At 69.2% G+C, this 12726-nt stretch carries 11 protein-coding genes; 8 read left to right on the top strand and 3 right to left on the bottom strand.

The annotated features are described in order from the left end of the window. Positions 1 to 980 (top strand): TonB-dependent receptor (locus JNL41_RS21010; protein ID WP_293478132.1); only part of this gene is annotated, 980 nt, incomplete at its 5' end. Positions 981 to 1060: 80 nt separating this feature from the next. Then, positions 1061 to 2746, top strand: coding sequence for a sulfatase-like hydrolase/transferase (locus JNL41_RS21005; RefSeq protein ID WP_293478131.1), 1686 nt, complete (start codon positions 1061 to 1063; stop codon positions 2744 to 2746). Between the two features lie 150 nt (positions 2747 to 2896). On the opposite strand, the gene JNL41_RS21000 is transcribed toward JNL41_RS21005, so the two are convergent. Next, entirely contained in the window at positions 2897 to 4159 is a 1263-nt protein-coding gene (locus tag JNL41_RS21000) for an MFS transporter (protein ID WP_293478130.1), read from the bottom strand. A gap of 188 nt (positions 4160 to 4347) precedes the next feature. Between JNL41_RS21000 and JNL41_RS20995 the strand changes: the two genes are divergently transcribed. From JNL41_RS20995 to JNL41_RS20975, 5 genes are all read left to right on the top strand, one after another. Next, positions 4348 to 4998: a TetR/AcrR family transcriptional regulator gene (locus JNL41_RS20995; RefSeq protein ID WP_293478129.1), complete on the top strand. Its 651-nt coding sequence runs from the start codon at positions 4348 to 4350 to the stop codon at positions 4996 to 4998. Between the two features lie 129 nt (positions 4999 to 5127). Next, positions 5128 to 6336 carry a glutathione S-transferase gene (locus JNL41_RS20990; RefSeq protein WP_293478128.1) on the top strand — a complete coding sequence of 403 codons (1209 nt, stop codon included), beginning with the start codon at positions 5128 to 5130 and terminating at the stop codon, positions 6334 to 6336. Next, positions 6333 to 6998, top strand: a complete 666-nt coding sequence (locus JNL41_RS20985) for a glutathione S-transferase N-terminal domain-containing protein (RefSeq protein ID WP_293478127.1) — start codon at positions 6333 to 6335, stop codon at positions 6996 to 6998. Before JNL41_RS20990 ends, JNL41_RS20985 begins: the two co-directional genes overlap by 4 nt. Then, entirely contained in the window at positions 6995 to 7990 is a 996-nt protein-coding gene (locus JNL41_RS20980; protein ID WP_293478126.1) for a glutathione S-transferase family protein, read from the top strand. Before JNL41_RS20985 ends, JNL41_RS20980 begins: the two co-directional genes overlap by 4 nt. Before the next feature lie 4 nt (positions 7991 to 7994). Next, positions 7995 to 9566 carry a long-chain-fatty-acid--CoA ligase gene (locus JNL41_RS20975; RefSeq protein ID WP_293478125.1) on the top strand — a complete coding sequence of 524 codons (1572 nt, stop codon included), beginning with the start codon at positions 7995 to 7997 and terminating at the stop codon, positions 9564 to 9566. Positions 9567 to 9692: 126 nt separating this feature from the next. Here the strand turns inward: JNL41_RS20975 and JNL41_RS20970 are convergent, their stop codons facing one another. Then, entirely contained in the window at positions 9693 to 10718 is a 1026-nt protein-coding gene (locus tag JNL41_RS20970) for a glutathione S-transferase C-terminal domain-containing protein (RefSeq protein ID WP_293478124.1), read from the bottom strand. A gap of 177 nt (positions 10719 to 10895) precedes the next feature. Here JNL41_RS20970 and JNL41_RS20965 point away from each other — a divergent pair, with 177 nt between their 5' ends. Beyond that, positions 10896 to 11549 carry a TetR/AcrR family transcriptional regulator gene (locus JNL41_RS20965; RefSeq protein WP_293478123.1) on the top strand — a complete coding sequence of 218 codons (654 nt, stop codon included), beginning with the start codon at positions 10896 to 10898 and terminating at the stop codon, positions 11547 to 11549. A 67-nt stretch (positions 11550 to 11616) separates the two neighbouring features. Here the strand turns inward: JNL41_RS20965 and JNL41_RS20960 are convergent, their stop codons facing one another. Continuing rightward, complete coding sequence (locus JNL41_RS20960) at positions 11617 to 12600, bottom strand: nitronate monooxygenase family protein (RefSeq protein WP_293478122.1); 984 nt, start codon at positions 12598 to 12600, stop codon at positions 11617 to 11619. Positions 12601 to 12726: the final 126 nt, after the last annotated feature.

Here is a 12726-nt window from a genome sequence, read left to right as displayed (position 1 = left end):
GGCTGCGCTATTCCTACGACCACAAGGAAAGCTATCTCGACGCCGACGTGACGCCGACCACCTCGGCGGCGGCGCGAACCGTCTTTCCGGTGAACCACCTCGGCAACCTGAAGCGCAACGAGAACAAGGTCACCTGGTCGGCGACCGTGCAGTACGACGTCACCGACGACGTGATGGCCTACGTGCTGGCCGCGACAGGCTACAAGACCGGCGGCTACAACGCCCGCGCCGCCGCGGCCGGCGTCCCGGTCGAGTTCGACGCCGAGAACTCCGAGACCGTCGAGGTCGGGGTGAAGTCGGTGCTGTTCGACCGCAAGCTGGTGCTGAACGTCGACGCCTACAACATGAAGCTGAAGTCGTTCCAGGACTCGATCCTGAACCCGCTCACCGGGTCGGGCTTCATCGTCGACAACGCCGGCGACCGCCGCGTCCGGGGCGTCGAAGCCGACGCCCAGTTCCGCCCGATCCGCGAACTGAGCATCCAGGGCACGCTGTCCTACATGGACGCCGAGTTCACCGACTATCCCGACGGCCAGTGCTACGCCGGCAAGGCGGCGAACGGGACCAAGCCGGGCACCTGCAACTACAACGGCCTGACCCCCTCGCAGAGCCCGAAGTGGGCCTGGAGCCTGGCCGCCCAGTACCAGGCGCCGATCCCCGGCATGGAGAGCCTGGAGTGGTTCGCCGGCGGCGACATCAGCTACACGGGCAAGAAGTTCCTCGAGCCCACGCTGGACCCGCGCGGCCTGCAGGAATCGGTGACGATCTACGGCCTGCGCGCAGGCATCACCGGCGACGACGGCCGCTGGCGGATCAGCGCCTACGGCAAGAACCTCGGCGACAAGGCCTACTTCGCCCAGAAGACGCTGCAGCCGCTGAACGCCTTCATCTCGGCGGGCGGCACGGCGCAGGCGCAGGGTTTCGTCGGCTGGTACGCCCCGCCGCGCACCTACGGCGTCGAGGCCACCGTGAAGTTCTGATTCTGCTCCTCCAGCAGGACTGGAAGGCCGCGGGGACCGCGCGGCCTTCCACTTTTCCGTTTCGAGTGGAGTGACCGAAAATGCGTCGCAGGCTGCTGAAATCCGCCCTCATGGCCGCGGCGGCCTGCGTCGCCATCGCGGCGCCGACCAATGCCCAGCAGCCGGCCGGCGGCGCCGTGCCCGCTGCGGATTCGAAGCTGCCGCCCGGCGTGATGCTGACGCGACCGCAGTTCGACATCGGCCCGCCCCGCGACGTGGCCTGGCAACAGGGCCCGGCGACGGCGCCGAAGGCGCGCAGGCAGCCGAACATCATCCTGATCGTCGCCGACGACATGGGCTACAACGACGTCACCTTCAACGGCGGCGGCGTGGCCGGCGGCGCGGTCCCCACGCCCAACATCGACTCCATCGGCCGCGAGGGCGTGAACTTCGCCCAGGGCTATGCGGGCCACGGCACCTGCGCGCCGTCGCGCGCGGCGCTGCTGACCGGACGCTATCCCACGCGCTACGGCTTCGAATTCACGCCGACGCCGCTGGCGTTCGGGCGCCAGGTGCGGGCCTTCCACTACGGGATCTTCAACCCCGTCTACTATCCCGAGCGCGAAGCCGAACTCATCCCCTACACCGAGATGGGCGTGCCCACCGACCAGGTGATGCTGCCGCAGCTCCTGAAGGACGCCGGCTACCACACGATGCAGTTCGGCAAGTGGCACCTGGGCGAGACGCCCAAGTTCCAGCCGCAGAACCGCGGGTTCGACGAAACCCTGGGCTTCACCGGCGGCGGCTCGATGTTCCTGCCGCGCAACGATCCGCGGGTGGTGAACTCGTTCCAGGGCTTCGACCCGATCGACATGAACCTGTGGGCCAGCCTGCAGTTCTACGTGCGCAAGGACGGCGGGCCGGCGTTCCGGCCCAAGCGCCACATGACCGACTACCTGACCGACGAGGCGGTGCGAGCGATCGACGCCAACAAGAACCGGCCCTTCTTCATGTACCTCGCCTACAACGCCCCGCACACGCCGCTGCAGGCGACCAAGGAGGACTACGACGCCCTCCCGCAGATCGCCGACCACCGGATGCGGGTCTACGCGGCGATGATCCGCGGGCTGGACCGCAACGTCGGGCGCGTGCTGGAAAAGCTGCAGGAAGAGGGGCTGGAGAAGGACACGCTGGTCATCTTCACCAGCGACAACGGGGGCGCCTACTACATCGGCCTGCCCGAGGTGAACCGCCCGTTCCGCGGCTGGAAGCAGACGTTCTTCGAGGGCGGCATCCGAGAGCCCTTCTTCATGCGCTGGCCGGGCGTGATCGCGCCGTCGACGACCTACCGCGCGCCGGTCTCGCACTTCGACATCTTCGCCACCGCCGTGGCGGCCGGGCGCGGGGCGATGCCCAAGGACCGTGCAATGGACGGCGTCGACCTGACGCCCTACGTGCAGGGCAGGAAGACGGGGCGGCCGCACGAGGCGCTGTTCTGGCGCACGGGCGCCTACAAGGTGGTGCGCGCGGGCGACTGGAAGCTTTCGGTGACGGGCCTGCCGGCCAAGGACTGGCTCTACGACCTGTCGGTCGACCCCACCGAGCGGAACAACCTGGCGGCCACGCAGCCGGAGAAGCTGGCGGAACTCAAGGCGCTGCTGGCGAAGCACGACGCCGAGCAGGTGAAGCCGCTGTGGCCCGAACTCGGCATGACCGCCGTCATGCTCGACCACTCGCTCATCGACCCCCAACGGCCGAACGACGAGTACGTCTACTGGGGGAACTAGGCGAAGGCCGCGCAGCGGCGCCTTCCGATTCCATGAACCGCGGAAGACGCGGAACGACGCGGAAGGAATCTGGGCCAGCCTTCCGCGTCATTCCGCGTATTCCGCGGTCCCAGAATGACGGAGCCTCCGCTCGCGCGGAGGCTCGTGAGATCAGGCCCGCACTTCGGCGGCCTTGAGGTCGGCTTCGAGGAGGCGGCCGGCGCGCCAGAACTGGAAGGTGGCGGCGAGCTTGGTCAGGACGATGAGCGACATGGCCCAGCGCAGGGAATCCGCGCCGGCCTGGGCCTTGAAGAGGTCGCTCATCAGGCCCACCGCCTGCGGCCCCAGCGACTGGCCCACGACGGCGATGATGAAGAGCAGCACGGCGGCCGCCATCGCGCGCATGTGCGGCGGGGCCAGCGACTGGATGGTGCCGAACGTCGGGCCGGTGAACGCGTTGGTCAGCAGCGACGGGACGATCAGGAAGAGCAGCGCCAGCTCGAACGTCGGGGCCGAGTAGGCGAAGAAGTAGAACGGGATGGTGACGAAGATCTCCACCGCCGGCAGCCAGGCGTACCAGGCCGCGCGGCGGCGTCCCAGCAGGTCGCCCAGCCAGCCGCCGAGGAAAGTCCCGAGACCGCTGGCGACGCCGACGACCAGGCCCAGGTAGAGCCCGACCTGGGCCGTGCCCACGTGGAAGGTGCGGATCATGAAGGCGGGATGCCACTGTGTCAGCGCGTAGGCCGCGAAGACGTGCAGCGCGGTGGCGGCGAGCAGGCTGCGGAAGGCCCGGATCGACAGGATGGTCTTCAGCACCTCGCCCAGCGAGGGGTGCGTCCCGTCGGCCGGCGCGGCCTCGCGCGCGGGCTCCCGGACGGTGAACAGCATCACGAGGGCGAGCAGCAGGCCGGGCAGCCCCACGACCATGAAGGCCACGCGCCAGTCGAACGCCTGGTTGATCGCGCCGCCCGCCGCCAGGCCGAACAGGATGCCGATGGGCACGCCGCACGAGTAGATCGCCAGCGCCGTCGCGCGGCGGCCATGCTGGAAGTAGTCGGCGAGCATCGAGTGCGCGGGCGGCCCGCCGCCGGCCTCGCCCGCCGCCACGCCGGTGCGCAGGAGGAGGAGCTGCCAGAAGTTCTGCGCCATGCCGCAGGCCGCGGTCAGCGCGCTCCACACCGCGAGCGACGCCACGATGATGTTGCGCCGGCTCCTGCGGTCGGCGAGCCGTGCGATCGGGATGCCGGCGATGGCGAACGCCAGCCCGAACACGCCCGACAGCAGGCCGAGCTGGGTGTCGGTGAGGTGCAGCGCGTGCTTGATCGGCTCCAGCAGGATCGAGAGGATCTGCCGGTCGATCATGTTCACGACGTAGACCAGGAACAGGATCGTCAGCGCATAGCGAGCGCCCGATTTGCCCGGCGTCGTGTCCATCGTCCGCTCCCCGTCCGGCGTGGTTATTGAACCGGAATTTCTGTTCCGGACTGTTCCTCAATCGCCCTATGTGGTCAAGTGACGGGCAGCCCGGCGCGGGAGCGGTCGGGCGAGCGCATGCGTTAGTGCCGCAGGAGCGGCGCCTGTGTAGTGTGGTCCTTCAAGCCGCCAGGGGAGAGACGCCGGCCGTGGAGCCCAGAATCGAGGACATCGACGGCGTCATCCCTGCGAACCAGGCCCGCAGCCGCGAGGCGCAGGCGCGGCTGATCAAGGCCGGCGAGCAGGTGTTTGCGAAGAAGGGCTACGACGAAGCGCACGTCACCGACATCGCAGCGGCCGCCGGCTGCTCGATCGGGAGCTTCTACCGCCGCTTCCGCGACAAGGAGGCGCTGTTCCGGGCGCTGGCGCTGCAGTTCGGCGAGCGCACGCACGAGAACTTCGACCGCTTCTTCGCCATGCCGCAGTGGCGCGAGGCGCCGAGCGCGGAGGTGATCCACGTGCTGGTCGAAAACACCGCCCGGCGGATCCAGCGGCATCCCGGCTTCTTCCGGGCGCTGTTTCAGCGGACGCTGGCGGGGGCGGGCCAGCTCTACCGTCCGGCGCTGCTGGCGGCGGACGAATATTCCGGGCGCAAGCTCGCCGACTTCCTGCGGGCGCGGGACGAGGGTGGCGAGAACGTCGAGGAGGCCTGCATCATGGGCCTGCGGACGGTCCAGGCGGCGCTGATCCACCGGGTGCTGCACGAGCAGAACCCCGCCTACAGCGTGCCGACCTTCGCCGTGGATTCGCTGGCGCAGATGCTGACGCTGTACCTGGGCGTGACGCCGCCGCGGCGCTGACCGTCCACCGTCGTCATCCGGTCTTCGCCTGCGCCAAGCCGGCGTGACGGACGAAGGGATGTTGTCGCGAACCGTAGTTCCGGTTTACGTTATAGGCCGGGAACGCGGACGAGGGAGGCGGGGCTGCTGTTGTCGCTCGACATAGGGGACGTTCACGCGGCGGCCGAGCGGTTCAGAGGTCCCGGCGACGGGCCGTTCACGCTCTACGGCGCCTATGCCTCGTTCTACACCGGCAAGACCCGCAGCTACCTGCGCAAGAAGGGCATCCCCTTCGTCGAGCGGCTGCCCAGCCATCCGCGGTTCCGGCAGGAGGTGAGTCCGGCGGCCCGCTCGAAGCGGATCCCCATCCTGGAGACGCCCGAGGGGCATGTGATCCAGGACACCACTGCGATCTTCGAATACCTGGAGCGCCGCTTCCCGGACCCGCCGGCGCTGCCGCCCGGCCCGCGCCAGCGGCTGGCCGCCTACCTGGTCGACCTCTTCGCGAGCGAAGGGCTGAAGGTGGCCTGGCACTACCGCTGGAACTTCCAGGAACCCAACCGCCACTTCGTGGTCCGGGAGTTCGGGCGCAGCTTCAAGCCGCAGGGCTCGGACGAGCTGCTGGACCACTACGGCAATGTGGTCGCCGCGCGGATGGACGGCCATCGGCCGCGGCTCGGCATCACGCCCGAACTCTTCCCGGCGATGGAGGCGATCTACTTCGACATCCTGGATACGCTGGAGGCGCACTTCACGACGACGCCCTACCTGTTCGGCGGCCTGCCGAGCGTCGGCGACTTCGGGCTGATGGGGCCGCTCTTCGCGCACCTGGGCCGCGATCCATGGCCGCTGCACGTGATGCAGCAGCGCGCACCGCGCGTGTTCCGCTGGGTGGAGCACATGAACGCGCCCGAGATCGTGGCGCCCGAGTTCTGGGACGTTCCCGAAGCCTACCTGCCGGACGATCAGGTCCCGGACACGGTGAAGCGGCTGATCCGGATGTTCTGTGTCGACAACACGCCGGTCTACCAGGCCACCGCCACGCTCTACCGCGACTGGGTCGAGGCGCGGCCCTACCTGCTGGGCGGCTCGGTGATCTCGGACGACGACGAGGACCAGCCGAACCTCGGGCCGATCACCACGCCGCTGCGGGGCCACAGCATCACCGCCGGCGCGCCCGCGCATGCGCTCTGGGTGCTGCAGCGGACGCTGGACTGGCTGGCCGCCCTGCCGCCCGCCGAGCGCGCCGCCGCCGATGCGCTGGCCGCCGAGATCGGCGCCGCCGACCTCCTGAGCCTGGACCTCGTCCGCCCCCTGACCCGCATCGGCAATCGCCTGGCCGTGGGAGACCGCCCATGATCGACCTCCATTTCTGGCCTACGCCCAACGGCTGGAAGATCACCATCATGCTGGAGGAGACCGGCCTGCCCTACCGGCTGGTCCCGGTCGACATCGGCCAGGGCGGTCAGGACACGCCGCAGTTCCGGGCGATCTCGCCGAACGGCCGGATGCCGGCCATCGTCGACCAGGACGGGCCGGGCGGCGAGCCCATCGGCATCTTCGAGTCCGGCGCGATCCTGCAGTACCTCGGCGACAAGGCCGGGCAGTTCTATCCGACCGACCGACGGGCGCGGACCAGGGTCGAGGAATGGCTGTTCTGGCAGTGCGCGGGGCTCGGGCCGATGGCCGGGCAGGCGGCGCATTTCCGCTACCGCGAGGAGCGCGACGAGTATGCGCTGAACCGCTACGTGAACGAGACGAGGCGGCTCTACGGCGTGCTCGACAAGCGCCTCGGCGAGGCCGAGCACGTGGCCGGCGACTACTCCATCGCCGACATGGCCATCTGGCCGTGGACGCGTGGTTACAAGGGGCTGGGGATCGACCCGGCCGAGTTCCCCCACTTCTACCGCTGGTTCAAGCAGGTCGGCGCGCGCGAGGCGGTCCAGAAGGGTTCGGCCATCGGCAAGGACGCCTTCGCCGAGAGCCAGAAGCGCATGATCAAGCAGGAGGTCGCCCGATGAGCGCCGTCTATCGCATCTTCGGCTCGGAGATGTCGCCCTACTCGGTGAAGGTGAGGTCGTACTTCCGCTACAAGGCCATCCCGCACCAGTGGATCGCGCGGCGCGCCGACAGCGAGGACGAGTACAAGCGCTTTGCCAAGCTGCCCATCGTGCCGACGGTCGCGACGCCGGCCGACGAGGGCCTGCAGGACTCCACGCCCATCATGGAGCGCGTCGAGGCCGAGCATCCCGAGCCGTCGGTGCATCCGGCCGACCCGGCGCTGAGATTCCTCTCGGAGCTCATCGAGGAGTTCGGCGACGAGTGGGGCAACAAGCTGATGTTCCACCATCGCTGGTGGGACGAGGTGGACATCGCCGCGTCCGCCCAGACCCTGGCGCGGCTCTCGGCGCCCAGGGCCGACGAGGCGCAGATCGCCGAGCGCACGGCGATGATCCGCGGGCGGATGACGGGCCGCGGCCACTTCGTGGGCTCCAGCGCGGCGACGGCCGACCTGATCCGGGCGTACCTGAACGAGCTGCTGGACCTGCTGGAGCCGCACTTCGAGGCGCGGAAGTACCTCTTCGGCGCGCGGCCGTCGTTCGGAGACTTCGGGCTCGCCGCGCAGCTCTACGAGGCGTCGGTCGATCCCACGTGCGGCGCCATCCTGAAGAGCCGTGGGCCGAACACGCTCGCCTGGTGCCACCGCATGCTGGAGCCGCGGAACGACGGGCCGTTCGAGAGCTGGGAGAGCCTGGCGCCGACCCTGAAGCCCGTGCTGGCCTACATCGGCCGCTACTTCCTGCCGTGGACGGCGGCCAACGCCGCGGCGCTGGCGGAAGGGGCGGAGTCGTTCTCGGTGGACCTGGCCGGCAAGGCCTATGTCCAGCCGCCGCAGAAGTACCACGCCAAGTCGCTGGCCGCGATCCGGGCCAAGCGCGCGGCGGTCGGCGATCCGAAGCTGGCGGCGATCCTCGCCGAAGCGGGCTGCGAGCCCTACCTCGCGGCCGGGTGACGCCATGTCGGACGTCCAGCGCCTGACCTGCGTGGCCGACATCAGCCGCCTGCACGGGCGCGAGCGGCCGGACGCCATCGCCATCGACTTCAAGGACCGCACGACGACCTACGGCGAGCTGGACCGGCGCGCCAGCCAGGTGGCGAACGGGCTGATCGGGCTGGGCCTGACGCCCGGCGCCCGCGTCGGCTACGTGGGCAGGAACCAGGACCGGTTCTGGGACGTGGTTCTCGGGACCTACAAGTCGCGCACGGTGATCGTGGGCCTGAACTGGCGCCTGGCGGCGCCCGAGATGCGGTTCGTCGTAGACGACGCGGAGTGCCGGGTGCTGTTCGTGGGCCGCGACTTCTACGGGCTGATCGAGCAGATCCGCGGCGAACTGCCGGGCGTGCAGACGATCGTGGCCATGGATGGCGGCCACCCCGAATGGCCCGCCTACGAGGACTGGCGTGCGGCGCAACCCGACGTCGATCCCAGGCTGCCGGCGCAGCCGGACGACGATGTGCTGCAGATCTACACCTCGGGCACCACGGGCCTGCCGAAGGGCGTCTGCATCACCAACGCCAACTATCTGTCGCTCTTCCTGAACCCGCCGCCGGGCGTGCCGGTCTACGGCCACGACGACGTGGTGCTGGTGGCGATGCCGTTCTTCCACGTCGCCGGCGTCAACATGGGCATGAACGCCCTCGCGCACGGGTCGAAGGCGATCGTGCTGCAGGAGCCCGACCCGCGCGAGATCCTGCGGGTGATCCACGTGAAGGGGATCACGCAGGGCATGGCCGTGCCGGCGGTGATCCTGGCGATCATCCAGTTGCCCGAGGCCGCGACGGCCGATTTCTCGACGCTCAAGCGCTGGACCTACGGCGGCTCGCCGATCCCCGAGGACGTGCTGTCGAAGGCGACGCGGATCATGGGCTGCGGCTTCATGCAGGCCTATGGGCTGACCGAGACCACGGGCGGGCCGGTGACCTTCCTGCCGCCGGCCGACCACGATCCGGCGCGGGGCAAGCTGCGCTCATGCGGGATCGCGGCGCCGGGGCGCGAGGTGCGGGTGGTCGACGCCGAAGGGCAGGACGTACCGCTCGGGTCCGTCGGCGAGATCATCGTGCGGGCGCCCTGCGTGATGAAGGGCTACTGGAAGCGGCCCGAGGCCAACGCCGAGGCGATCGACGCGGAGGGCTTCTTCCACTCGGGCGACGCCGGCTACTTCGACGACGAGGGCTATCTCTACATCTACGACCGGGTGAAGGAGATGATCGTCTCCGGCGGCGAGAACATCTATCCGGCCGAGGTGGAGAACGCGATCGCGGGCCACCCGGCGGTGCAGGACGTGGCGGTGATCGGCGTGCCCGACCCCAAGTGGGGCGAGGCGGTGAAGGCGATCGTCGCGATCAACCCCGGCATGCGCGCCGAGCCCGCCGAGATCATCGCCTTCGCCCGCGAGCGGATCGCCGGCTACAAGCTGCCGAAGTCGGTCGACTTCGCCGACACGATCCCGCGCAACCCGTCGGGCAAGATCCTCCGGCGCGACCTGCGCAAGCCCTACTGGGAAGGCTACGAGCGCCAGGTGAACTGAGCGCGCGTCGGCGCCGCTATCCAACCACCGAGCCCACCAAGGTCACGAAGCGGCGTAGGCTACCCTGACGGCCTTCGTGTCCTTGGTGATCTTCGTGGTGATCAAGTCGCGCCTGCGGCGCGCAGGCTACCGAAACAGCACCTCCAGCCCCGTGTCTTTCAGCGCCGCGTCGGCCGTTGCGCGATTGGGAGCGTCGAGGGCAGCGTATTCCTCGCGGAGCCACATGAGGCACTTGGCCTGGTACGGGAACGGTTGCTGGACCCAGGGCCGGCCGTCGATCTCGACCTGGACCTCATCGAGGCCGGCCTGCACGGCCCTGGCGTTGGCGAGCAGGAGGGGCGCGTAGACGCGCCCGACCTCCGCCAGCAGAGCCTTCACCGTCGCGGGCAGGGCGGCCGGGTCGAACCAGTCGGCGTCGGTGGGCTCGAGGCCGGTCTGGTCCTCCATGCCGGTGGTCCAGGCGTAGACCCGGGGCGCCCGTTCCAGGGTGAGCGCCATCGGCGTCGGGTCGAAGCAGGCGAGCTGGGTGAGCTGGCCGTAGACGCCGAAGTCGCCGGCGCCGGGCCGTGCGCCCAGCAGGAAGCGGTGGCTGCGCAGGTGCGCCTCCATGGCGTCGAGGTAGCGGACGTAGCTGGCCTCGATCAGGTCCCAGGTCTTCTCGTTCGAGCCCACGTAGCGCAGGCGCGGGATCTGACGACCGGAAATCATCTCGCCGGCGGCTTTCAGTTCCGCGTCGGAGGTCTGCGACATGCGCCAGGCGGGCAGCACGGCCGCCGCGCGCGCGATGTCCGCCTCGAAGTGCCACCGATAGTGGAACATGGCCTTGGTCAGCCACTCGTCGCCGTAGTCCTCGAAGATGGCGTCGATGAGCGCCAGCGCCGGGTTCGACGGACGCGCCGAGCGGCCGGCGAACATACCCTCCAGCCGCCGGATGATCGGCGTGGAGTCGGTGACGGCCTGCATCTCCCCCGCCGCGTCCGCGAAGTAGAACGTCGGCAGCAGGCTGACCTTCGGCTGCGGCAGGCCGGCGGCCCCGTGGGACGCCAGGATGAGCCGGTACGGGATGCGCCGGTAGCGCAGCACGGCCAGCATCTTGCGCGTGTAGGGCGAGCCGGGCACCCCGCTCAGCGTCACCAGGTCCGAACCGCTCATCCTCGCGCTCCCAAATCGAAATGCCGGCATATTCTAAAACCGTAATTCCGGTTCGCAAATAGAGAAACGACGCCTTGTGAGAACGGGAATTCAAGTTCACGTTGAAGGGCTTGGGTATTGGACCGGACGCGGCGGATCACGCTACGGTTGATCGACGAGGCGTTCGGGTTGGGTTTGATGGACAAGACGATCGCGGCGGCCGACGCGCCCGACAACGGGTGGGCGCGGCCCGCCTACCAGGAGCGGAGCCGCCAGCAGCGCGACCGGCTGATGAAGGCGGGCGAGCGCGTGTTCGCCGAGCTGGGCTTCTGGCAGGCCCATGTGGCCGACATCGCCAGGCGGGCCGGCTGTTCGGTCGGCAGCTTCTATCGCCGCTTCCAGGACAAGGAGGCGTTCTTCTACGCCCTGCAGGCCGACATGGCGGCCCACGCCGAAGCCAACATCGCCAGGTTCTTCGACGACCCGGCGTGCCGCGAGGAGCCGCTGTTCGACGTCTTCCGCCGCCTGATCCGCAACACCAGCCGCACGATGAAGGGCATCGAGGGCTACTACCGCGCGCTCTTCGAGCTCTCGCTGCGGGGCCAGGACGTCTGGCCGATGATGCGCCGCATCGAGATCATAGAGGCGGGCCTCATCGTGGAACTGCTGAAGGCCCGCGGCGTGGCGGTGGACGAACACAAGCGGACCGCCGCCCACCTCGCCATCCGCATGGTCCATGGCCAGCTCATCTCCAACATGTTGCACGGACCGGGGCCGTTCACGGCCGACGACCCGCGCCTGCACGACGAGCTGGCCCACCTCCTGACGCGCTACCTGCAACTCGACGCGTAGGTCCGGTCATGGCCCGGCCGGTCGGGAGACAGGCCGGGGATGACGAGCGTCGGGCCGTCGATGCGCCCTACGCCGGCTCCATCGCGAAACGGGCGAGGCGCTTGGTGATGATCTCCTGGGCTTCGCCCATGATGCCGTCGATGAGCTGCTTGCAGGTGGGGATGTCGTGGATCAGGCCCACGACCATGCCGCACGACCACGCGCCGGCATCCATCTCGCCATCCTGCATGATCCGCGGATAGACGCCGCCCACCTCCTTGATGATGTCCTCGAACTTGAGGTTCGGGCCCAGGTCCTTCTCCTTCTGCAGGAGGCGCTCGACGGCGGCGTTGTTCAGCACGCGCTCGGTGTTGCGCAGCGGGCGCATGACGAGGCGGGTGTCGAGCTCGCTGGCGGCCACGATGGCCTGCTTCACGTTCTCATGCACCGGCGCTTCCTTGGTGGCGATGAAGCGGGTGCCCAGGTTCACGCCTTCGGCGCCCAGGGCCAGCGCGGCCACCAGTTGCTTGCCGTTGGCGACGCCGCCCGAGGCCACGAACGGGATCCTCAGCTCCTCCGCGGCGCGCGGCAGCAGGATCCAGTTCGGCACGTCGTCCTCGCCCGGGTGGCCGCCACACTCGAAGCCGTCGACGCTGACCGCGTCGCAGCCGATCGCCTCGGCCTTCAGCGAGTGGCGCACCGAGGTACACTTGTGGATCACCTTGACCCCGGCCTCCTTCAGCGCCGGCAGCCACTTCTGCGGATTGTTGCCGGCGGTCTCCACGGCCTTCACACCGCCGTCGATGATCGCCTTCACGTAGCCGGGGTAGTCCGGCGGGGTGATCGACGGCAGGAAGGTCAGGTTCACGCCGAAAGGCTTGTCGGTCATCGTCCGGCACCTGGCGATCTCGGCGGCCAGCAGCTCGGGCGTGCGCTGCGTCAGGCCGGTGATGATGCCCAGGCCGCCGGCGTTCGAAACGGCCGCGGCCATCTCGGCCAGGCCGACGAAGTGCATGCCGCCCTGGATGATCGGATGCTGGATACCGAAGAGTTCGGTGATTGCGGTCTTCATTTGGGTGCTTCCCCGCTTGGAGTGTCGTTCGCCGCCAGTGACGCCGGGCGCCGCAACGGCGGTCAAGGCCCGGCGTGCCGCCGCAGTTGATCGGAATCAGGATTCACGTTCAAGCGCGCCCCGCGC

It is taken from the genome of Phenylobacterium sp., from assembly GCF_016793285.1.
Lineage (GTDB): Bacteria > Pseudomonadota > Alphaproteobacteria > Caulobacterales > Caulobacteraceae > Phenylobacterium.
The sequence above is the reverse complement of the archived record's forward strand: the minus strand, read 5'-3'. Positions and strand labels throughout refer to the sequence as shown.